Source organism: Streptomyces sp. NRRL S-455, from assembly GCF_000717875.1.
Lineage (GTDB): Bacteria > Actinomycetota > Actinomycetes > Streptomycetales > Streptomycetaceae > Streptomyces.
Genome location: NZ_JOCT01000014.1, coordinates 47607 through 69149, shown reverse-complemented (window position 1 = coordinate 69149; position 21543 = coordinate 47607). Strand labels below are relative to the sequence as shown.

Here is a 21543-nt window from a genome sequence, read left to right as displayed (position 1 = left end):
CGGTGTCAGAGGTCCGCCGACGTCCCCGGGGTGAGCCGCAGGTGCTCCGAGCCGCCGAGCTGCCCGATCTGGCGGTCGTAGATCGGGCGGGCCAGGTCGGTGAGCAGGGCGTCGTGGACGTCGTAGGCGCGCCGCGGCCTCACTTCGCGGACGTAGTCGATGACCTCGGAGATCTTGCTCCAGGGGGCCATGACGGGAAGCATCAGCGTCTCCACGGGGTGATCCGGGACGGTGAGGGCGTCGCCGGGGTGGAAGACCTTCCCGCCGTCGACGAGGTATCCGACGTTGGTGATGCGCGGGATGTCCGGGTGGATCACCGCGTGGAGCTCGCCGTGGACCTGGACGTCGAAACCGGCGGCGGTGAAGGCGTCGCCGTGGCCGACGGTGTGCACGCGGCCGGGGAACGCCGAGGAGATCTTCTCCGCGACGGACGTGAGGGTCCAGATCTCGGCGGCCGGGTTGTTCTCCATGGCGGCGCGCAGCCGGAACTCGTCGAAGTGGTCGGGGTGCTCGTGGGTGACCAGGATCGCGTCCGCGCCGAGCGCGGCGTCCTCCTCGCTGAACCCGCCGGGGTCCAGGACGAGGGTCCGGCCGTCCTTCTCGAGGCGGACGCAGGCGTGCGACATCTTCGTGAGCTTCATGCGTCCATCCTTCCCCGCGCTCCCCCGCGGACTCACTCCTGGGGGGTGGTCTCCTCGCGGATGACCTGCTGGGCGACCTTGAACGCGCTGTTCGCCGCGGGCATGCCGCAGTAGACCGCCGCCTGGAGCAGCACCTCCTTGATCTCGGCCGGGGTGAGGCCGTTGCGCAGGGCGGCTCTGGTGTGGCCGGCCAGCTCGTCCAGGTGACCGCCGGCGACCAGCGCGGTGAGGGTGACACAGCTGCGGGTCCGCCGGTCCAGACCGGGACGGTCCCAGATCTCGCCCCAGGTGTAGCGGGTGAGGAACTCCTGGAAGTCCCCGGAGAAGTCGTCGGCCCGCGCCAGCTCCTGGTCGACGTGCGCGTCGCCCAGCACCTCGCGGCGCACCTTGAGCCCGGCGTCGTAGGGGTCGGGCCGCCCCTGAGCCTGGGGCGGCACGGCCGCCGGGGCGATCTCGCCGACGGGCCCGGTCTGCGGGGGCTGCGGCGCGGCGGGCGACAGGACCGGCTTGACATGGGCCGCGGGCAGGGCCGTCTGGCCGGTGGAGGTCTCGAAGGCGGGCTGCCAGGCGGTGGAGAAGTGCCGCACCAGGAGGTCGGTGACCGCCGCGGGCTGCTCCACGGGCACCAGGTGGGAGGCGCCGGGTACGACGGCGAGGCGGGCGTCCGGGATCCCGGCGACCAGGGTGCGGGCCTCGGCGGGGCCGGTGACCTGGTCGTCCGAGCCGACGAGAACCAGGGTCGGCACGCCGACACGGCCGAGTTCGGCCCGGACGTCGAACGAGGCGAGCGCCTCGCAGGCGGCGATGTAGCAGCCGGGGTCGGTGGTGCGCACCATCTGCACGGCCCACTCGGTGATCGCCGGCTGGGCGGCGGCGAACCCGCCGGTGAACCAGCGCTCGGGCGCGGTACGGGCGATGGGGTCGAGGCCGTTGGTGCGGACGATCACGCCTCGTTGCCGGAACTCGTCGGCCGAGCCGAACCGGGGTGAGGCGGCGATCAGCGCGAGGGAGGCGAGCCGCTCGGGGTGGCGCAGGGCCAGCTCGATACCGACGGCGCCGCCGAGCGCGCAGCCCGCGTAGCCGAAGCGGTGGACGCCGAGCCCTTCGAGGGTGGTCAGCAGCCGGGTGGCGAGGTCGGTGACCGACCCCGCCGGGTAGGCGGGCGCGCCGCCGTGCCCCGGCAGGTCGAACCGGAACACGCGCCACTGCTTGGTCAGCTCGGGGATCTGGCGGTCCCACATGTGCCATGTGGTACCGAGGGAGGGGCCCAGGATCAGGACCGGAGCCTCTTCTGGCCCGTCAAAGCGGTATTGCAGGGTGTTCGACGGTGTCTCACTCACGCCTCAGACCCTCTCACGTATCACGAAATCTCACACGGCCCGGGGGAACCCGACGGCTCTTGACCCTCTCGGTTCGGGACGTCCGGCACTGCCGGAACCCTCGGGGATCCAGACACGAGTTCTCCGGCTGGTACGCGTGGGACGTGGGGACGGTGCGTCCTCAGAGCTTCCTTCTTCGGCGCGGCTTCCAGGTGGTCCGGGTTGCAGCAAAGCGTAAAGTGCCGTTCCCGAGGATCGGCATGACGCACCTGGAAGCCCTCCGGAATCTCACCGACCGGCAACCTGAACACCACATGGTGGACAAGCTGTGTCTTTCCCTCGTAGGAGACTTGCCGGCCGCACGGCACGGACACCGCGCCGTACCGTTCTTCTGGCTGTGCCCCTTGCCGTACTGGCGATGGTCGGCTGCGCCGACATATCAATGAGCATTAGGATATTGATATGACCGAAGAACGTGTCGACGCCTGCGACCTGCTCTGCCTTGACCTTCCCCGCGCGGAGGAGATCCGCGGGCGGTTGCCGTCGCTCGCCGTGGTGGAACCCGCCGCGTCGGCGGCCAAGGGGATGGCTGACCCGACGCGGTTGAAGGTGGCCGCGGCACTGGCGGCCGGTGACGAGCTGTGTGTGTGCGACCTGGCGTGGATCGTCGGGCAGGCGCAGAACCTCGTCTCCCACCACGTACGGCAGCTGCGCAATGCGGGGCTTGCCACCTCCCGCCGGGACGGGCGGCTGGTGATGTACGCACTCACCGAGCGGGGCCGGGCTCTGGTGGCCGTGCTTCTCGGCGACGACGTCCATACCGCCATAGAGATCTAGGACGAACGAGGGAAGGGGATCTCGATGGGTGCGGAGTGCTGCGCGCCGGCCGAGGCGAACGCCACTGCCGGAACCGAGGAGCGCGACCAGAGCCCCCGGCGGCTGTGGCACGTACGTGAGCTGCAGTTCGCCGTAGTGGCCGGCGTGCTGCTGTTGGCCGCATGGCTGACCGGCCGCGCCGGCGCCGAGACCCCGGAGACGGTCCTTGAGCCGGCCGCGGTCGCGGTCGGCGCCTCCACCTTCGTCCCGGCGGCCGTCCGCAACCTGTTCACCCACCGGCACGTGGGCGTCGGCACGCTGATGACCATCGCCGCGGTCGGCGCGGTGGCGCTCGGTCAGTTCTTCGAGGCCGCCATGCTCGGCGTGCTCTTCTCCATCGCCGAGGGGCTCGAGCACTACGCGGTCGTCCGCACCCGGCAGGGCCTGCGCGCGCTGCTAAACCTGGTCCCCGACACCGCCTCCGTCCTCCGCGGTGGCCGCGAGGTGCAGCTCGCACCGGACGAGCTGGTGCTGGGCGATGTGATGCTGCTGCGGCCCGGGCAGCGGGCCGCCACCGACGGCGTCATCCGCTCGGGACGCACCAGTCTGGACCTGTCCGCCATCACCGGCGAGTCGATGCCCGTCGAGGCAGGCGTCGGCGAGCCGGTGCACGCGGGCGCTATCAACGGCGGCGGCGCGATCGAGGTCGAGGTCACCGCCCTGGCCAAGGACAGCTCCCTGGCCCGCATCGTGCACATCGTCGAAGAGGCCCAGGAACGCAAGGGTTCCGGCCAGCGCCTGGCCGACCGGCTCGCCAGGCCCCTGGTGCCGGGCATCATGATCCTGTCCATCCTGATCGCCGGACTCGGCACGATCCTCGGCGATCCGCTGCTGTGGCTGGAGCGGGCCCTGGTCGTGCTGGTGGCGGCCTCGCCCTGCGCGCTGGCCATCGCCGTGCCGCTCACCGTCGTCGCCGCCGTCGGCGCGGCCAGCCGCACCGGCGCCCTGGTCAAGGGCGGCCTCGCCCTCGAACAGCTCGGCACCGTACGCACCGTGGCGCTGGACAAGACCGGCACCCTGACCCGCAACGAGCCGCGCGTCATCGGCACCCTCACCGCCAACGGCGCGACCGAGGCGCAGGTGCTGCGACTGGCCGCCGCCCTGGAAGCACGCAGCGAGCACCCCCTCGCCGCCGCGATCATCGCCGCGGCCGACCAGGTGCCCGAGGCCGCCGAGGTCACGGCGGTCGTCGGGCAGGGGCTGCGCGGCGACGCCGACGGGACGCCCGTGCGGCTCGGCCGCCCCGGCTTCATCGAACCCGCCTCCCTCGCGGCGGAGGTGGAGCGCCTGCAGGACGAGGGAGCGACCGTCGTCCTCGTCGAGCGCGACGACGTCCTGCTCGGCGCCATCGCGGTACGCGACGAACTGCGCCCCGAAGCCGTCGAGACCATACGCGAACTCCACCGCCTCGGCGTCAAGGTGGCCATGCTCACCGGCGACAACGCCCGCACCGCCCAAACCCTCGCCACCACGGCCGGGATCGACGACGTCCGCGCCGATCTGCGGCCCGAGGACAAGGCCCAGATCGTCACCGAGCTGCGCGCCCAGGGCGGCCGGGGCGGTGTGGCCATGGTCGGCGACGGCATCAACGACGCCCCCGCCCTGGCCACCGCGGACGTCGGCATAGCCATGGGCGCCATGGGCGCCGACGTCGCGATCGAGACCGCCGACGCCGCGCTGATGGGCGAGGACCTGCGCCACCTGCCTCAGCTACTGCGCCACGCCCGCCGCTCGCGCACCATCATGCTGCAGAACATCGGCATGTCCCTGGCCATCATCACCGTCCTGATCCCGCTGGCCGCCCTCGGCGTCGTGGGCCTGGCCACCGTGGTGTTCCTCCACGAACTCGCAGAGGTCCTGGTCATCGCCAACGCGGTCCGCGCCGCCAAGGACACCCCACTGCCGGGCGCCACTGCCCTCGCCACGACCGCGCACCAGCCCGTCCCCGCCCGCCCCGCACCGCAGCAGACCACAGCGGCGGTCGCCCCGGGCGGCGACACCAGCCAGACCGACGACCGCTGCTGCGACGACTGCGCGACCGAGCCCGCCACCACCGCAACCAGCCCGGCCGAACGCCCGCTACTGGCGATCACCCCGCGTACCGGACAAGCAGCCGAGGGCGGCCGGAAGACACCGGCAACTGCGGATGCCGCCGGTGGCTGCTGCCCCGGCTGCGCAGGCGACCAGCCCGTGCGCGTCAAGCGCGGCGCCCTGGCCACACCCGCCCCGGTCCAGAGCCGCCCGCTGAAGACACTGCCACTCACCCACGGCTCCGGCCACGACGACGGGTGCTGCGACAGTCACTGACTGAAGCACCCCTCTGCCGTCGACCCTCTACCGCCGGACGCCGCCGATGCGGTGTCCGACGGTGGAGAAATACCCCCCCAGGGTATATGGTTGAGATGGCAGCCCCGGGAACGGGCACCTCGTCGGACGGGAATGGGGATGAAGGTCATGGACCACAGCGCTCACAACACCGGCACCCCGCACGACCACGCCGCGCACGAAGCTCACGGTCACACCGGTCGGACGGCTGACCGTGCCGCCCATGCGGGGGCGTCCTGGGCCACGGCGGTGAAGGCGACGCTGCACTGCCTGACGGGCTGCGCCATCGGCGAGATCCTCGGCATGGTGATCGGCACCGCGTTGCTGTGGGGCAACGTGCCCACCATGGTCCTGGCGATCGCGCTGGCGTTCCTGTTCGGCTACTCGTTCACCCTGTTCGCGGTGGTCCGGGCCGGCCTGCCCCTCAAGTCGGCGATCAAGGTCGCGCTGGCCGCGGACACCGTCTCGATCGCCGTCATGGAGTTCGTCGACAACGCCATCATCGCCCTCACTCCGGGTGCGATGGACGCCCACCTGTCCGACGGGCTGTTCTGGTCGGCCCTGCTGGGCGGGTTCGCGGTCGCCTTCCTGATCACCACGCCGGTCAACAAGTGGATGATCGGACGCGGCAAGGGCCACGCCGTCGTCCACGCCTACCACTGACGCACCTGCAGGCCCACGCGGTCGGGGCACCCCTGGCGGAAGAGGGGTGCCCTGGCCGCGTTTGCGCCCACGGGCCAGGGCCAACCCGTCAAGGGCCGGAGGTGGAAGAGGCGCGACCGTCCCGGCCCGCCGCCCTCCGGCACCGATCCGAAGGAGGCGACCGGTGATGACAACGGTCAAGGACATGCTCGCCACCTACCCGGCCGACCTGGGCCAGGTCGACCGCGACAAACTGACCCGCTGCGTCGAGGAATGCATCGCCTGCGCCCAGGCGTGTACGGCATGCGCGGACGCCTGCCTGTCCGAGGGCATGGTCGGTGAGCTCACCAAGTGCATCCGCACCGACATGGACTGCGCCGACATCTGCAACACCACCGCGTCCGTCCTGTCCCGCCACACCGGCTACGACGCCAACATCACCCGCGCGATCCTCACCGCGTGCGCCACAGCCTGCAAAGCCTGCGCCGACGAATGCTCCGCGCACGCCGACATGCACGAACACTGCCGCCTGTGCGCCGAAGCCTGCCGCTCCTGCGAGCAGGCGTGCAACGACCTCATTCAGTCCCTCGGCTGACCAGCCGCACCCCCCAGCAGGGCCGCCGGGGACTGGATCCGGCGGCCCTCGGTCGCCTCAGCATCAGGATTGCGTCGGCGAGGACCGGCCACCGCGCTCGCGCACTCCGGTGACGAGCACTCCGAAGGCGAAGACCAGGACAAGGATGAAAACGGCGATACCGAGGACGTCCTGAAGCCCACTGGCCAGGCCACCGTAGCCAGCCGCTGTCCGCAGAACACGCAGCGCCGCTTCACCCGAACGAGGTCTGATCGCGACCGATTGCGCCAGCGCCGGGCAGCTCAGCCGGCGACGGACGAGCGGACCCGGTCGAGGACCGCCGCTATGCGGTATTCGAGGGCGGGCCCGCCCTCGGCAGTCACCGCGTGCACGAAAGCACGATCAGTGCTCCGATGACCGACAGCACGATGGCCGGTGTCGAGCGCCGTCCGCGCGGAAACCCCAATCGGCGCCGGTCGGTGGGATTGGCTCACGCCAGCCGGTGGGCCCGCTGGGTCGGCGCGGGGGGTGTGGGCCACTCCGTTCCGACCTGATCAGCTGCCGTTGCCCATCGCCTTGCGGACGGCGTCACGAGTCCGGTCGATCACGGCTGCCACGGGGCCGACGGCGACGTTCTCCGCCACCGTCTCCACTCCCGGATGCGGGCGGGTGGGCGCCATGGCCTCGGCGGCACGGACAGCCGCGGCCATCAGGGCAAGCTGCCGCGCTCCGGCCTTCTCGCGTAGTCCGGGGAACTCGTACTGTTCCTCCGAAACCGCGTGCTGAAGCACGTCCGCGCGCAGTTCCCGCAGAGCGGGCATGAACCCGGGGTCGTCGGGGTTCATGTCATCGAGTCGGCTCAGCTTCTCCTTCGCGGCCCTCTCCTCCTCCAGACGGTCGTCGACCACCTGCTCACCGTCCCGCAGGAGACGGCGGGCCGAGGGGTGGACCACTTCCTCCTCGGCGGTCTCGTGGACGGCCAGCAGGCGGACGAGCCTGCGGAATGCCTCCGCCCGGTCGTCGGCGGTGGCGGCATTCTCGACCTCGGCGAAGAGACCACGGATGTGGTTGTGCTGCTGCATCAGCAGTGCCACGACGTCGTCGTTCTCGCCGGCGTCGTCGAGGTGGGGCATGGCGTCGGTCACGGGATCCTCCCTGGGAGTGCGGTTCCGAAGCGGCTTCGGCCCGTGGGCAGCGGGCACCTTTGCTTCGTCCAGGTTCTCCGTGGTGGCGGGCGGCCACGACCGCGCGGGGCTGAACGGCGCAGGTGATCGCCCGGGGATGCCGGGTCGGCATACCCCGAGGGGGTAAGGCTGAACACTTGCGGCCTCCGTCGCGTACTAAGGGCATCAGTAGAAGTCGGCCCGATACGGAGGGCAGCAATGGGAAGTCCGGCTCTGACCTGGTCGCTCGTGGCGGTCTCCGTGCTCGTCGCCATGGTGAGCCTGGCCCGGCTCGCGGCGGCCGACAGCAGAGAAGTCCGGTTCGCCGCGGGAGGCGACCTGGTCATGGCCGGAGGCATGGCCGCCATGTTCCTTCCCGCCACCTCGGCGTCCTTCGGGGACCACGGCGTCGTGTGGGTGACGGCGTTCGCCGCCGTCGGTCTCGGTGGAATCGTGCTGTCCGTACACCACACGCTGCGACACGGCTGGCGCCACGGCCGCCATTGGGGACACCACATCATCGGCAGCGCGGCCATGGTGATCATGACGCTTGCCATGCCCGGCAGCGCCTCCGGTCCGGTTCTCGCCCTGGGCACGTCCGGACACGGGCACGGACACGGACATGGAGCGGCGAGCACTGGAGGCGTTTCAGAGGCGACGGGCGCGCACGGAATGGCCGGTCACGACATGGCCTCGGCCGGCGCCCAGGCGGCGTCCTCCGGTTCCGCCTCGGTCTGGCGTCTGGTCCTGGCGGGACTCGCCGTGTACTTCGTACTCTCGATCGCCGCGTCCCTGTGGACCGGCTTCCGCGGCGCCGACCGGCCGGCCAGGACAGCAAGCCGCCGTAGTGGCCGGTCCCGCTGGACGCACCACCTTCTGGCCCTGCCCGACGCGATCGTGGTGTTCATCGCGTCGCTGGCCGTCTCCGCGTGGGACAGGACCCGACCGAGGAGCGAAAAGCACCGCTCCCCCGCGGCCGCGAGCGGCCGACGCCGCCGACGCGCGCCGGGCACCTCACCCGGTGCCGCACTGCTGGCCCACATCGGCATGGGCAGCACGATGTCGGCGATGCTGGCCATGATGGCCGCCTGAACCTCGCGGGTGCAGACCTTGTGCGCGCTTCTTCTGGCATACCCCGGGCGGATGTGTGCCGCGATGCACCGGGGTAGGGCCGGTCGGCCCTACCGGCTCGCCGGGACCGCGGGGACCATGGACTGATGTCGCAGAACGAGGCCTTTCGCGCACTCGACCGGGAAGAGTGCGTGCGCCTGCTCGCCAAGGTGCCGGTCGGCCGTGTGGTCTACACCCGGCACGCGCTGCCCGCGGTCCTCCCCGTCAACTTCTCTCTGGACACCGACGCCTCGATCCTGCTGCGCACCTCGCCGGGCTCGGATCTCGTACGGGCCATCGACGGCGTCGTGGTCGCCTTCGAGGCGGACGAGTTCGACGCGACGGCCCGGTCCGGCTGGAGCGTGGTCGTCACCGGTCGGGCCACCGTCGTGACGGATCCCGCGGAGCACGAGCGGCTCTCGCAGAACGGACCCACGTCCTGGATGCCCCTGCGGGACGCGGCGTTCGTGCGGATCGAGTCGGAGATGGTCACCGGACGCGAGCTCAGATGAACACGCGGCACGGCCCACCCGGCGTGTGACGCCCCCCGGCGCGGGTCCCGTCGCCCCGGGCACTGGACGGCCCGTAGATTGGAAGTCTCGGCAGTCGCGCTCGGGGAGTACGGAGAGCGCGTGATGACAACGGACCTCGATTTCACGGCGTTCTTCGACGCCACACCAAGCCCGTACCTGGTGCTGGACACGCATCTCGTGATCCGCTACGTCAACCCGGCCTACCTGCAGACCACCGGCCGGACCAGGAACCAGCTGGTCGGCGAGTACTTCTTCGACGCCCTCCCGGTGAACCGCGCCGGGCCCGACGACGCGCAACGGACGCTCGAGGCGTCGTTGCGCCGGGTCCTCGACTCCGGGAAACCGGACACCCTGGTGCTGCAGCGCTATGACATCCCGGCTCCCGGCCGGCCCGGCGGCTTCGAGGAGCGGTGGTGGTCCAAGATCCACACCCCGCTCGCCGGGCCGGACGGCGCGGTGCAGTGGATCGTCCAGCGGGCCGAGGACGTCACCGCCTTCGTCCGCTCACGCCGGGCGGTCCAGCACGGCGAGCAGTTCACCGAGCGGGAGAAGGGCATGGCCGCCGAGCTGTACGCGCGGACCCGCGAGCTGCACCGCCTGAACCAGGAACTGCTCCAGGCCCATGCCCGGGAACGGCAGGTCGCCGTCACGCTGCAGGAGGCCATGCTCTCCGCACCCGACCTGGACCAGCACGACAACATCGCCGTGCGCTATCTGCCGGCGACCACCTCACTGAACGTGTGCGGCGACTGGTACGACGTCGTCGACCTGCCGCCCGACCGCTACGCCGCGGCGGTCGGAGACGTCGTCGGCCACGGCCTGCACGCCGCGGCGATCATGGGCATGCTCCGCAGCGCCCTGAGTGCCGTCATCCGCGCCACTCCCAGTCCCGCCCAGGCGCTGGAGGTCCTCGGCCTGTACGCCCGGTCCGTGGACGGCGCGATGGCCGCGACCGCGGTCAAGGTACTCATCGACACCCGCAGCAGGCTGATCATCTACAGCAACGCCGGCCACCCACCGCCCGTCCTGCTTCATCAGGACGCGACCTGCGACCTGCTGGACCAGGCCACCGATCCGCCACTCGGCGCCCGCGAGCACCATGTCCCCCGCCCTCAGGCCGGACTCACGTACACCCCGGGAGACACCCTCGTGCTCTACACCGACGGTCTCATCGAACGCCGTGGCGAAGACATCGACACCGGCCTGGCACGCCTGACCACAGCCCTGGCGGAGGACCACATCCTGGCGCCCAGCCAACTGGCCGACGCGCTGCTGACCCGTCTCCATGTCGCCGGGGGCGCCCCTGACGACATCGCCCTCGTCATCATCCGCCTGTGACCCCGCGCGGCACCTTCGCGCTCACACGACGTCGAGAACGTCCGCCACCGGGCGGCGGGGCGTGGCCGGGCCGCGCGGGCCGTAGCCGAGGCGCAGCACCATCTGCACCTGACCGGTGCCCGATCCCGGGTCGCGGGCCAGCAGGCGCAGCTCGCGGTCCTCCAGGGCGTGGGAGGTCAGTGAGGTGGCCAGGTCGGCCAGGGTGGCCTCCAGCAGGACGCGTTCCAGGGCCTGGCCGGCGCGCAGCCAGTCGGCGGGACCGTCGCCGGGGGTGCTGAGCAGTGCCAGGTGGGAGGTGTGCTCGAAGGTGGTGGTGCCGCGGTCGGCCACCCGTCGGCGCCCGGTGAAATCCCGTACGGGAGCCTTGCCGTCCCGTTTGCGCGGCCCGAAGGCGTACTCGGGGACGCCGTCGACGGCGGTGTCCGCCTCCGGCCCGAGCCTGGTCCAGCGCAGCAGGTCCTCGTTGGCGCCGGGGTCCATGACGTCGCGGCTTTCCGCGTCGCGCACCAGGTCGAGCACGGTGTCGGCGTGCCAGGGGCCGGGGAACAGCAGCTCGGCTCCCTCCCGGGTGGCAGCGTCCCGCAACGTGGCCCGGACGTCCTCGGGGACGTCCTTCTCGGCGAAGGGGTGACGGCTGGTGTGCCGCTGCCGGATCACCGGATACAGCCGCGCCAGGTCCGCGTCATGCGGGCGCCCGGCGAGGTCGGCCAGATGCACAGCGGCGAGCAACTGCGGATCGTCGTGCTCGGGCAGCAGTCGCGTCTCCGGGACGAGGTCCGCGTGCACGGACGCGACGCGCAGGTTGAACAGCGCCGCGCCGCAGCCGATGTGCAAGGCCCGGTTGCCGGGATCCGAGCGGGGCATGGCCCGCTCCAGGTCGGCATGGAGCTGGAGGACCCGCTCGCCGGTGAGACAGCGGAAGTGCCACGGCTGCGCGTTGTGCATGGACGGGGCCGCGGTGGCCGCGGCCACCAGCCTGGTCACCGTCGTCTCATCGAGTGGTGATGCCATGGCGTCCTCCTCCCCCTCGCGGCCGGTGCTCCGGTGTCGCCACCAGCCTTCCGGCCGGGGACGGGACCGGGCTTGGGCCCTACGGGGGTGAGCCGGGGGACGTTCGGCCCGGCGGCTCGCCCGAGCGGCTTCAGCGGCCTTCCTGCCTGAGCCGGTCCTGGGCCTGGGTGGCGATGACCGCGGCCTGGATGCGGCGCTCGACGCCGAGCTTTGCCAGCAGCCGTGAGATGTGGTTCTTCACCGTCTTCTCGGCGAGGTAGAGCCGCTGGCCGATCTGGCGGTTGGTGAGGCCCTCGCCGATCAGGGCGAGGATCTCCCGCTCGCGGTCGGTCAGGCCCGGCAGGGCGTCGGGCACGGGTTCCGGCTCCTCTCCCTGGCGCAGCCGGGCCATCAGTCTGGCGGTGGCGCTGGGGTCGAGCAGGGACTGGCCGGCGGCCACCGTGCGCACGGCCGAGACCAGGTCCGAGCCCCGGATCTGCTTCAGCACGTAGCCGGACGCGCCGGCCATGATCGAGTCGAGCAGGGCCTCCTCGTCGTCGAACGAGGTCAGCATCAGACAGGCCAGCTCCGGCATGCGCGAGCGCAGTTCCCGGCACACGGTCACGCCGTCGCCGTCCGGCAGCCGGACGTCGAGCACCGCGACCTGCGGGCGCAGTGCGGGCACCCGCACCAGGGCCTGCTCGGCATTGGCGGCCTCGCCGACGACGGTGATGTCCGGTTCGTCGTTCAGGAGGTCGTGCACACCGCGCCGGACCACCTCGTGGTCGTCGAGCAGGAAGACGCGGATCGGGTTGTCGGGGCCGGGCTTCTGGCCGTCCGCCATCGCATGCTCCTTGTGCTGCGCCGGCTGAGCCTGCGTCGCTGATTCCGGGATGGTCTGAATCCCGCACGGGACTCCCCCCACAGGGAGGTGGTACCGGTGCCCGCCTATCGAAGTCTTGCGCGATCCCGGGCCGAAGGGCCAGGGCCGGTCGGCCCTGATCGCCCGGGTGGCCGGTGCCGGTGGCGGCCTGTACGGGGCCGATCGGCCCCGGCCGCGAGGACGTCCAGCACCTGCCGCCGCGCCGGGCCGCGGTCGACCCTGGTATCCCACCGCACCGACGGAGCCGGTAATCGGTTCGATCGTCGGTAGTGTCGGAAGGAAGGGCACATCCATGGTCCGTTACGTGTACGCGTTCACCGAGGGCGGCCGTGACCTGGCCGACCTGCTCGGCGGCAAGGGCGCCAACCTGGCCGAGATGACCAGGATGGGCCTGCCGGTCCCACCCGGGTTCACCGTCACGACCGAAGCCTGCCGTGCCTTCCTCGCCACCGGGTCCGAGCCGGCCGGCCTGGCTCGCGAGATCTCCGGCCACCTGGCCTTGCTGGAGCAGGCCGCGGGCCGGCGGCTGGGGCAGCCGGACGACCCGCTGCTGCTGTCCGTCCGCTCCGGGGCCCGCTTCTCGATGCCCGGCATGATGGAGACGGTCCTGGACATCGGCCTCAACGACGACTCCGTCCTCGGCCTGGCGAAGTCCTCCGGAAACGAACGCTTCGCCTGGGACTCCTACCGCCGTCTCGTCCAGATGTTCGGCAGCACCGTCATGGGCGTCGACAGCGCGCTGTTCGAGGACATCCTGACCCGGCTCAAGGACACCCGCGGGGTCCGCGACGACCTGGGCCTGGACGCGGCCGATCTGGCCGGGCTGGTCGAGGCGTACGAGGAGCTGATCCGCGTGGAGACGGGCGAGTACTTCCCCCAGTCCCCGGCCGAGCAACTGCGCCGGGCGGTCCTGGCCGTCTTCGAGTCCTGGAACCGCGAACGCGCCCGTCTCTACCGCCGCCGTGAGCACATCCCCGACGACCTCGGCACCGCGGTGAACGTGCAGACCATGGTCTTCGGCAACCTCGGTCCCGACTCCGGCAGCGGTGTCGCCTTCACCCGCGACCCGGCCACCGGACGTGCCGGCCTGTACGGCGACTACCTGCCCCACGCCCAGGGCGAGGACGTCGTGGCGGGCGTCCGGAACACCGTCCCGCTGACCGAGCTGGAGCGCATGGACCCTGCGTCGTACGCTCAACTCCGCGATCATATGCGGACGTTGGAGCTCCGATACCGGGACCTGTGCGACATCGAGTTCACCATCGAGCGCGGCAAGCTGTGGATGCTGCAGACGCGGGTGGGCAAGCGGACGGCCGAGGCCGCGTTCACCATCGCCGCCGAGCTGGCCGAGGAGGGGCTCATCAGCCCTGACGAGGCGCTGGCCCGTGTCAGCGGGGACGGGCTGGCCCGGCTGATGTTCCCGCGGTTCGACACCTCGGCCGTGGGCGAGGCGCTCGCGCACGGGATCCCGGCCTCACCGGGAGCCGCCGTCGGTGCCGTGGTGTTCGACTCCGCCGAGGCGGTCCGGCGTGCCGCCGCCGGGGAGAAGGTCGTCCTCGTACGGCAGGAGACCACACCCGACGACCTGCCCGGCATGGTCGCCGCCCAGGCCGTGCTCACCAGCCGTGGCGGCAAGACCAGCCACGCGGCCGTGGTCGCCCGCGGCATGGGCAAGGTGTGCGTGTGCGGCGCCGAAGAGATCACCGTGGATACACAGGGGCGCCGCCTCACCGTGGGCGGCACCACCGTGGAGGAGGGCTCGGTCATCTCCGTGGACGGCTCCGAAGGCACCGTCCACGCGGGCGCGGCCCCGCTCGTCGACTCGGCGGTGATGCGGTACTTCGAGACCGGCACAGTCCCGGATGGACTGGTCGAGGCCGTGGCCGACGCCATGCGACGAGCCGACGGAGTACGGCGGCTGGGTGTGCGGGCGAACGCCGACACACCGCAGGACGCCGCCCGTGCCCGCCGGTTCGGTGCCGAAGGCATCGGGTTGTGCCGTACCGAGCACATGTTCCTGGGCGACCGGCGGCAGCTGGTGGAGGCGATGATCCTGGCCCGCACCGACACCGAGCGCGAGCGCGCGCTGGCAGCCCTGTTGCCGCTGCAACGACGGGACTTCGTCGGCATCCTGGCAGCGATGGACGGCCTGCCGGTCACGATCCGGCTCCTGGATCCGCCGCTGCACGAGTTCCTGCCGGACCGCACCGAACTCGCCGTACGCCTCGCCGCCGCCGAGGCACACGGCACCAAGCCCGGCACGCACGACGCCGAGCTGCTGGACGCCGTGAACCGCATGCACGAGGAGAACCCGATGCTGGGCCTGCGCGGCGTACGTCTGGGGCTGGTGGCGCCGGGACTGGTCGCCATGCAGGTACGGGCGATCGCCGAGGCGGTCGTCGAGCGCAAGCGGGCGGGCGGGGATCCGCGGGCGGAGATCATGGTGCCGTTGATCGACACGGTCGAGGAGCTTCGACTCGTCGGGGAGGAGGTGCGGCGGGTCCTGGCCGACGTCGCCGGGGAAACCGGCGTCCCCGTCGACTGCCCGGTCGGCACGATGATCGAGCTGCCCAGGGCGGCCCTCACCGCGGGCCGCATCGCCGAGGAGGCGCGGTTCTTCTCCTTCGGCACCAACGACCTCACCCAGACCACGTGGGGCTTCTCCCGCGACGACGTCGAGGCGGCGTTCTTCTCCGCCTACCTCGACAAGGGCATCTTCAAGGTGTCCCCGTTCGAGACGATCGACCGCGACGGCGTGGGACGCCTGGTCGAGATCGCCGTCGCCGAGGGCCGCGCCGCACGGCCCGACCTGAAGATCGGGGTCTGCGGCGAGCACGGCGGAGACCCGGAGTCGGTGCACTTCTTCCACGCCGCCGGACTCGACTACGTCTCCTGCTCGCCGTTCCGCGTGCCGGTCGCGCGCCTGGAGGCCGGACGGGCCACGCTCACCGGAACGGAGATCAGTGACAGCAGGTGACGGTCATCCTGCGCCCTGACACCGTCCGGTCGAATGCGCGGCCCCGGGTCCCGGCCGCGGGGCCGGTCCCGTGCGGGAGTCCGGGCGTTACCCGGGCCGGTCGGCCGTTTCGCCGTGCCGGATGGGCCCGTGCGGACCAGGCGGTCAGGACCGAAAGGCCCTACCCGCGCTTCTCCTTATCCTGTTTTTCTCATTCCATGTCCGAGAACCGCCCCAGGTCCGCACCTCACCGCATGGAACAGACCGTCGGTGAAACCACCGTCGTGGAGCTGCGCGGCGACGTCGACATCCTCACCGCGCCGTCCCTCGCCTCCCGGCTGGACGCCCTGACCGCCGGCCCGTGCCCCGATCTGGTGCTGGACCTGAGCTCCGCGACCTTCATCGACTGCACCGGTCTCGGGGTTCTGTGCCGGGCACGGAACCGGGCCGAGGCGCGGCAGGGCCGGTTCCGGCTGGTCACCGGGAGTGCCGGCTTCCGGCGGATCCTTCGCGCCGTCGGCCTGGCGGAGGTCTTCGAGCTCTATTCCGACCTGGGCACGGCCCTGGCCCCTGCGATGCGGGCCGCCGCGCCTGCCGCCGGCTGATGAGGTGGCCGTCCGTCCATGCCCCGCTTCGGGTCACCGCGAGAACGCCTTCCCGTCGTGGCCCGACGCGAAAGGCCCGACCAGGGTGTTGTCGCCGGTGCGACCCGAGAAGTAGTCCTCGATGTTGCGGACCGTGGTCTCGGCGATCTGCTCCACGGCGTCCCGGGTGAAGTACGCCTGGTGCGAGGTGACCAGGACGTTGTTGAAGGTCATCAGCCGGGCGAGGCGTTCGTCGGTCATCACCTCCAGGGACTTGTCGAGGAAGAACAGTCCGGCCTCCTCCTCGTACACGTCCAGGCCGACACCAGCCGGCTTCCCCGCGCGCAGGGTGTCCAGCAGGGCGCCGGTGTCGATCAGGCCGCCACGGCTGGTGTTGATCAGGATCGCGTCGTTCTTCATCAGCGCCAGCGCCTCGGCGTCCACCAGGTGGTGGGTGCTGGGAAGGAGCGGCACATGCAGGCTGACGAGGTCCGACTCGGCGAGCAGCCGCTCGGGCTCGACGTACCGCATGCCCAGGGCGAGGCACTCGGGGTTCTCGTTGATGTCCCAGCCCAGCAGCCGCATCCCGAAGCCGTGGGCGATGCGGGCGAAGGCGGTCCCGATCTTTCCGGTGCCCATGATCCCGGCCGTGCGGCCGTGCAGGTCACGGCCCATCAGGCCGTCGAGCCGGAAGTCGAACTCCCGGGTGCGGTGGGCGGCCCGCACGATCCGGCGATCGACGGCCAGCGCCAGCGCCCAGGCGAACTCGGCGACCGAGTACGGGGAGTAGTACGACACGCGGGCCACCGTCAGCCCCAGCTCCTCGGCCACCGTCAGATCGATGTTGTTGAAGCCGGTGGCCCGCTGGGCGATCATCCTCGTCCCGCCGTCGGCCAGAGCGCGCAGCACCTCCGCGTCCAGGGTGTCGTTGACGCCGGACAGCACGACCTCGTGGCCCTCCGCGGTCGGGGCGGTGTCCCGGTCCAGGAACAGCCCCAGGCAGCGCAGCTCATGACTGCCGGCGAAAACCCGGTCGAACGACTCCCGCAGCAGCGGTTCCTCGTCCGCGAGGACGCCGTACGCGACGATCTCCACGTGCTTTCCTTCCGTCGGAGCGGGTGGCCGCGTCTCCACCGTAGGGCGGAGCCCGAACGGCCGCCGCCCGCCGTGCCGAGGAGACCCTGCCTGCCCGGTACGGCGTCGGGTTCGAGTGCACGGCCTTCATGAGGCACTGTCAGTGGGGGGTGGCAGCATCGGGTCCATGACGGACACCACGGCATTCGACTGGCGGTCCTTCCTGCTCAAGTGGAGCGGGGAATGGGCGGATTCCCTTCCGGACGACGAGACGCGCGACGAGGACGACGAGGCCGCCCGGCAAGCGCGGTGGCTGGGGTTACCGCCCGCCTCCGAGGAGCGGATCACCGCCATGGAGGAGCGCCTCGGCCGGCGGATGCCCCCGTCGTACCGGGAGTTCCTCAAGGTCAGCGACGGGTGGCGGCACGCCGGCGGGTTCGTGTGGCTGCTGGCGGGGACCCAGGACACGCGCTGGCACGACAACGAGTCGAGGCTCGCGGACGTGTTCGAGGAGTACCTGGACGAGGACGCCGAGCCCGAGGAGCGGCGGGAGGCGGACCTCTGGCGGCGCGGTCTGCAGCTCGACGTCGAGTCCGACGCCACGTACGTCCTCCTGGACCCGGCGGACGTGGACGAGGACGGTGAGTGGGCCGTGTACACATGGGCGAGCTGGCGGGCCGCACCACCCGAGCGGTACGCGAACTTCCTCGAGTTCATGCGGGAGATGCACCGCGAGTTCCACCGCCTGCGGGCGCGCCCGGGCGACGGGGAGCCGGCGTTGGTCAACGACACGACGCGACAGCTTGACGCCCAGGTGGAGGAGGCCCGGCTGGAGGCGCTGCGCGGCGGCTGGGAGCGGGCCAAGCGGGCGCTGGACGAGGCCAAGGAGTACGGCAGACCGCTGGCCGCCGGGCTGGGCGACCAGATACGCCGCCTGCTCGGACGGACCGACTCGATGTACTTCGAGGACTTGGTGACGGACCCGCGGTACGCGCCCGACCTGCTGCCGCCGCTGGTCGCCGAGCACGCGGCGCACTCGTACCGGGGCGACTCCACGCTCAGGTTCCATCTGCGGGGTGCCGACGAGGACCTGACGTCATTGGCTTACGCGACGCTGGATCAGGTGCGGAACGGCACCTACCGGTACACGCCGGCCGGACCGTTCGGGGAAGCGGTCGAGCGTGCGCGGGAGCTGGCCCGGTGGGGAGACACCGACGCGGCGTGGCGGACGCTGCTGGACGCTGTGCCCCTGTGGCAGCCGCTGGGTCCGCACCACCTGGCACCGCTGGGCTGGTTGGCCGACCCGGTGCTCGGACCCCTGCTGACCCAGGAGCGGGGCCGCGAGTTGCTGTCCACGCCGAGGGGCGGGCAGTCAGGTGAGGCGCCTGGGCCGACGGCCGGGATCGACCCGGGCGGCCTGGCGTGGCTCGCGGAACCGGACCCCGGCAACAACCGCACGTCCTACCGGTTCGTCCTGGTGGAGGGAGTGGAGCCGGAGGAGTTGCCCGGACGTCTCGCGGACGGGGAGGGCACGGTGCTGAACGAACCCCTGACCTTCTGGGAGGCGCGTCGCGGATCGCTGCGCAACCGGAGGGATTTCTCGTACGACGACAGGGCTCTCATGGCGGTCGGCCGGGCCGGCCACGGCTGGAGCTTCGCCTTCGACGGTGATCCCGCCCAGTTCGACCGGCGGCGGTTCGTCTCCCCGGCCGCGAGCGCCAGCGCGGGCACCCGCGCGGTGGTGGTGTGGAGCGGGCTGAGGACAACCCACCGGGAACCGTTCTTCCACCTTTCGGTGGCGGCGGACGGTGCCGAGCAGTACGCATTCACGTACGCGGACGGTGAGGTCCGGTCGAGCGGGGAGATACCGCGGGCGCTGGACCCGAGCCGGTTCTTCGGTGACGTGGAGGACGGCGTCGGGACGGAACGGTCGCTGCTGGAAGCGGTGGCCGGGGAGTTCGGTGCCCATCTGCCGCGTCACGCCATCGTGAACGGGCGGCTGCACACCTTCGCCACCCGCTCCTGGACGCGGCCGCCCAGGGACGGTGACACGTACACGAGAGTCTGGATCGACTACGGAAGCGCGGCCCCGGCGGACGGCGGCGATTGAAGTGCGGCTGCTCTCTCGCCGGCCCTCACGCTGAGGGCGTCTCAGAGGTCGCCCGGGATGCCGAGGCCGGTCAGGGCGCCGACCGGGTCCAGGTCCGGCGTCCCCCTCGGCCACCAGTCGTCGCGGCCCGGCTCGGACTCGTAGGCGTACCACAGGCCGTCGCGGCCGAGGCGGAGCTGGACGTGCCCCTGGGGATGGGTGAGGTGGTTGCGCCAGGGGCGGAAGGCCGGCAGGTCGGCGGCGAGCAGGAGCGGGCGGGCCCGGTCGAACCGCCCGGCCGGCGGGTCCCAGGGCTCCTCCAGTACGGCCAGTCCCTCCGGTCCGCCCTGCCGCCAGGCGGCAACCGCACGCGCCAGCTCGGACGGGGTACGGCCCGCCGCGGAGGCGAGGGAGGAGTAGAGCGCCCGGGTGCCTGCGGTGAGTCCGGAGCCGGGGCGGGCCGCTGCCAGGCGCACCGCGTCCTCCCAGAGCGTCAGCTGCCCCACGGGGTCACACCCCGTGGTCAGCAGCGCGTGGGCCCGGGCGGCGGCGTCGGTGGCCAGCTGGTCCAGGGCGAAGGGGTCAGGGCCGCCGGGTGACGCCGGGTAGGCCGGGGGCTGCTCGGGGTGCGGAGGAGGGGGCAGCGGGGCGGGCAGCGGCGGGAGTGTGCGCGGCTCGAGGGCTTCTTTCGCCCGCACGCCGGGGAGCGGCGCCGGTTCCCTGTCCTGAGCGGCGCGCGCCGCCCTGGTGGCGCTCAGCCGGGACAGGGCGTCGAGCAGTTCCCGTTCGCCCCGGCCGCGCAGCAGGAGCAGGACGAAGGGGTCGGCGTCGAGCAGCCGCGCGGTCTGGTAGCAGAGGGCGGCGGCGTGCTTGCAGGGGTGCCCCCGGTCGGGACAGCTGCAGCGCGGCTCCAGGTCACCGGGGCGCGGCAGCAGGGGCACGCCGCAGTCCGCGAGGGACTGGGGCAGTTCCTTGTCCAGCAGGGCCGCGATGTGCCCGGGCCGGTCGGCGGCGGCGTCCAGGAACCGCTCCCAGTCGGACTCGTCCAGTGTGCGCAACCGCACCTGCACGCGGTAGGGCCGCGGGCGGCTGCCCCGCACGTACGCCAGGACCAGTCCGGGCGTCACGGTGATGGCGTCGACATGCCCCTGCCCGGCATACCCCCTCCCCCGCTCCAGCCGCTTGACGTCCAGCGCGCCCTGCTCCAGCGCGGCGACCCAGGCGTTGCCCCACCAGCTCTCGGCGAAGCCGTCGCCGTCCGGCTCGCGGGGCGGGAAGGCCGGGAAGGTCCGGCGGAGTTCGTTGTCCCGGCCGGGGGCGGCCATGGAGTGGGGAGCCCGGGGGGTGTGAGGACTGTCAGCGGATCGACGGGCCGACGGCGGGGCGGTGGAGGGTCCGGGGCCGTGGGGAGGCGGGGTGGCCGTGTCGGCGCGAGCGTGGGTGCCTGCGGTCGCGGGTGCCGGGGTGCCGCCGGTGGCGGGCGCGGCGGCACTGCGCGGCGAGCCGCTCCCGGGCCGCTCCCGGTGGCCGGCCTGGTCCGAACCCAGGGGCGCCGGGTCCGGATCGCCCGGGTCGTCCGTGCGCTCGCGCGCGGTGTCCTGATCCTCCGCAGCACTCGCACCCTCCGCTCCCGGGCCCAGATCTCCCGCAGCACCCGCACCCCCCGGCGCCCAACCCCGATCACCCGCAGCGCCCGCACCCTCCGGTCCCGGGCCCAGATCTCCCGCAGCACCCGCACCCCCCGGCGCCGGACCCAGATCACCCGCGGCGTCCGCGCCCTCCGGTCCCGGGCCCAGATCTCCCGCAGCACCCGCACCCCCCGGCGCCCAACCCCGATCACCCGCGGCATCCGCGCCCTCCGGTCCCGGGTGGTTCTTCAGATCACCCGCAGCACCCGCACCTTCCTGCAGCACGACCGGACCGCCCGCAGCACCCGCACCCTCGGGCGTCACATCGGGATCGCCCGGCACCCCGGGCATCCGGAAGGTGTCCGACAGCAACTGCCGTACGTCACGCGCTTCCCCGCCGACGGCGTGTCCGCGCGCCCGTCGGGCAGCCGCCGCCCGCTCGTCCACACGGCGCTGCCGTGCCCCGCGCCTGCGCCGGGCCCCTTCGTTCTCGGTCTCTTCCCGCGCCCGCCGCGCGTCCTCCCGGGAGGCGCGCAGCGCCTCGCGTGCGATGTCCGACGCGCGTGGGGCCGGCCGGTCGGTGCCCCCTCCGTGACCGCTCACGGTGCTCTCCGGTGAGGCGGCAGGCCGGCCCGCCTCGTCGGTGGGAACATCGGCCGGACTCGTCCCGCCTGGGCTCTTCCCGCTCTCCGCCCCGTCATCGGATCCCGGCTCAGCGGGTCCCGCCGTCTCCGGCGGGACATGCCCCTGCTGATCGGCGGGCGCGTCGGCCTCCCCCACCGCGCCCATGTCACTCCCCGGCCGTGCGCCGCCCCGGT

General features: G+C 72.3%; 18 protein-coding genes. 10 read left to right on the top strand and 8 right to left on the bottom strand.

Annotation, left to right across the window (positions count from 1 at the left end):
- Nucleotides 1-5: 5 nt before the first annotated feature.
- Genes IE97_RS0120140 through IE97_RS43810 form a run of 3 tightly spaced genes read right to left on the bottom strand, consistent with a single transcriptional unit; the run spans nucleotide 6 to nucleotide 2274 of the window.
- Nucleotides 6-641: an MBL fold metallo-hydrolase gene (locus IE97_RS0120140; RefSeq protein ID WP_030242301.1), complete on the bottom strand. Its 636-nt coding sequence runs from the start codon at nucleotides 639-641 to the stop codon at nucleotides 6-8.
- 32 nt (nucleotides 642-673) lie between these two features.
- Entirely contained in the window at nucleotides 674-1981 is a 1308-nt protein-coding gene (locus tag IE97_RS0120135; protein ID WP_030242298.1) for an alpha/beta fold hydrolase, read from the bottom strand.
- Between the two features lie 20 nt (nucleotides 1982-2001).
- Nucleotides 2002-2274: an HNH endonuclease gene (locus IE97_RS43810; protein ID WP_420706117.1), complete on the bottom strand. Its 273-nt coding sequence runs from the start codon at nucleotides 2272-2274 to the stop codon at nucleotides 2002-2004.
- A 148-nt stretch (nucleotides 2275-2422) separates the two neighbouring features.
- Here IE97_RS43810 and IE97_RS0120130 point away from each other — a divergent pair, with 148 nt between their 5' ends.
- The 4 genes from IE97_RS0120130 to IE97_RS0120115 all read left to right on the top strand — a co-directional run bounded on the left by IE97_RS0120130 (nucleotide 2423) and on the right by IE97_RS0120115 (nucleotide 6398).
- Complete coding sequence (locus tag IE97_RS0120130; RefSeq protein ID WP_030242297.1) at nucleotides 2423-2797, top strand: ArsR/SmtB family transcription factor; 375 nt, start codon at nucleotides 2423-2425, stop codon at nucleotides 2795-2797.
- A 24-nt stretch (nucleotides 2798-2821) separates the two neighbouring features.
- Complete coding sequence (locus IE97_RS0120125) at nucleotides 2822-5143, top strand: heavy metal translocating P-type ATPase (protein WP_030242295.1); 2322 nt, start codon at nucleotides 2822-2824, stop codon at nucleotides 5141-5143.
- 147 nt (nucleotides 5144-5290) lie between these two features.
- Complete coding sequence (locus IE97_RS0120120; RefSeq protein ID WP_030242290.1) at nucleotides 5291-5824, top strand: DUF4396 domain-containing protein; 534 nt, start codon at nucleotides 5291-5293, stop codon at nucleotides 5822-5824.
- A gap of 166 nt (nucleotides 5825-5990) precedes the next feature.
- On the top strand, nucleotides 5991-6398 hold the full coding sequence (locus IE97_RS0120115) for a four-helix bundle copper-binding protein (RefSeq protein ID WP_030242288.1): 408 nt from the start codon (nucleotides 5991-5993) through the stop codon (nucleotides 6396-6398).
- 533 nt (nucleotides 6399-6931) lie between these two features.
- On the opposite strand, the gene IE97_RS0120110 is transcribed toward IE97_RS0120115, so the two are convergent.
- Nucleotides 6932-7510, bottom strand: a complete 579-nt coding sequence (locus IE97_RS0120110; protein ID WP_030242285.1) for a hemerythrin domain-containing protein — start codon at nucleotides 7508-7510, stop codon at nucleotides 6932-6934.
- A gap of 249 nt (nucleotides 7511-7759) precedes the next feature.
- Between IE97_RS0120110 and IE97_RS0120105 the strand changes: the two genes are divergently transcribed.
- The 3 genes from IE97_RS0120105 (at nucleotide 7760) to IE97_RS0120095 (ending at nucleotide 10521) form a co-directional block, all read left to right on the top strand.
- Nucleotides 7760-8632, top strand: coding sequence for a DUF5134 domain-containing protein (locus tag IE97_RS0120105; RefSeq protein ID WP_234331837.1), 873 nt, complete (start codon nucleotides 7760-7762; stop codon nucleotides 8630-8632).
- A 125-nt stretch (nucleotides 8633-8757) separates the two neighbouring features.
- Nucleotides 8758-9162, top strand: a complete 405-nt coding sequence (locus IE97_RS0120100) for a pyridoxamine 5'-phosphate oxidase family protein (RefSeq protein ID WP_030242282.1) — start codon at nucleotides 8758-8760, stop codon at nucleotides 9160-9162.
- 123 nt (nucleotides 9163-9285) lie between these two features.
- Nucleotides 9286-10521, top strand: a complete 1236-nt coding sequence (locus IE97_RS0120095) for a PP2C family protein-serine/threonine phosphatase (protein WP_030242280.1) — start codon at nucleotides 9286-9288, stop codon at nucleotides 10519-10521.
- Nucleotides 10522-10542: 21 nt separating this feature from the next.
- Here IE97_RS0120095 and IE97_RS0120090 read toward each other — a convergent pair whose 3' ends face one another.
- Together IE97_RS0120090 and IE97_RS0120085 are read right to left on the bottom strand one after the other, a co-directional pair.
- Nucleotides 10543-11532, bottom strand: coding sequence for an Acg family FMN-binding oxidoreductase (locus IE97_RS0120090; protein ID WP_030242278.1), 990 nt, complete (start codon nucleotides 11530-11532; stop codon nucleotides 10543-10545).
- Nucleotides 11533-11662: 130 nt separating this feature from the next.
- Nucleotides 11663-12355: a response regulator gene (locus IE97_RS0120085; protein ID WP_030242275.1), complete on the bottom strand. Its 693-nt coding sequence runs from the start codon at nucleotides 12353-12355 to the stop codon at nucleotides 11663-11665.
- A 331-nt stretch (nucleotides 12356-12686) separates the two neighbouring features.
- Between IE97_RS0120085 and ppdK the strand changes: the two genes are divergently transcribed.
- Nucleotides 12687-15371 (top strand): pyruvate, phosphate dikinase, encoded by a 2685-nt coding sequence (gene ppdK, locus IE97_RS0120080; RefSeq protein WP_030242272.1) that lies wholly within the window; start codon nucleotides 12687-12689, stop codon nucleotides 15369-15371.
- Between the two features lie 233 nt (nucleotides 15372-15604).
- Nucleotides 15605-15955 carry an STAS domain-containing protein gene (locus IE97_RS0120075; protein ID WP_234331836.1) on the top strand — a complete coding sequence of 117 codons (351 nt, stop codon included), beginning with the start codon at nucleotides 15605-15607 and terminating at the stop codon, nucleotides 15953-15955.
- Nucleotides 15956-15988: 33 nt separating this feature from the next.
- Here the strand turns inward: IE97_RS0120075 and IE97_RS0120070 are convergent, their stop codons facing one another.
- Nucleotides 15989-17029 (bottom strand): 2-hydroxyacid dehydrogenase, encoded by a 1041-nt coding sequence (locus IE97_RS0120070; protein ID WP_030242266.1) that lies wholly within the window; start codon nucleotides 17027-17029, stop codon nucleotides 15989-15991.
- Nucleotides 17030-17195: 166 nt separating this feature from the next.
- On the opposite strand from IE97_RS0120070, the gene IE97_RS0120065 reads away from it, so the two are divergent.
- Nucleotides 17196-19118, top strand: a complete 1923-nt coding sequence (locus IE97_RS0120065) for an SMI1/KNR4 family protein (RefSeq protein ID WP_030242261.1) — start codon at nucleotides 17196-17198, stop codon at nucleotides 19116-19118.
- 41 nt (nucleotides 19119-19159) lie between these two features.
- On the opposite strand, the gene IE97_RS40535 is transcribed toward IE97_RS0120065, so the two are convergent.
- A complete protein-coding gene (locus IE97_RS40535) occupies nucleotides 19160-21076 on the bottom strand; it encodes an SWIM zinc finger family protein (protein WP_234331841.1) in 1917 nt (638 codons plus the stop codon).
- Nucleotides 21077-21543: the final 467 nt, after the last annotated feature.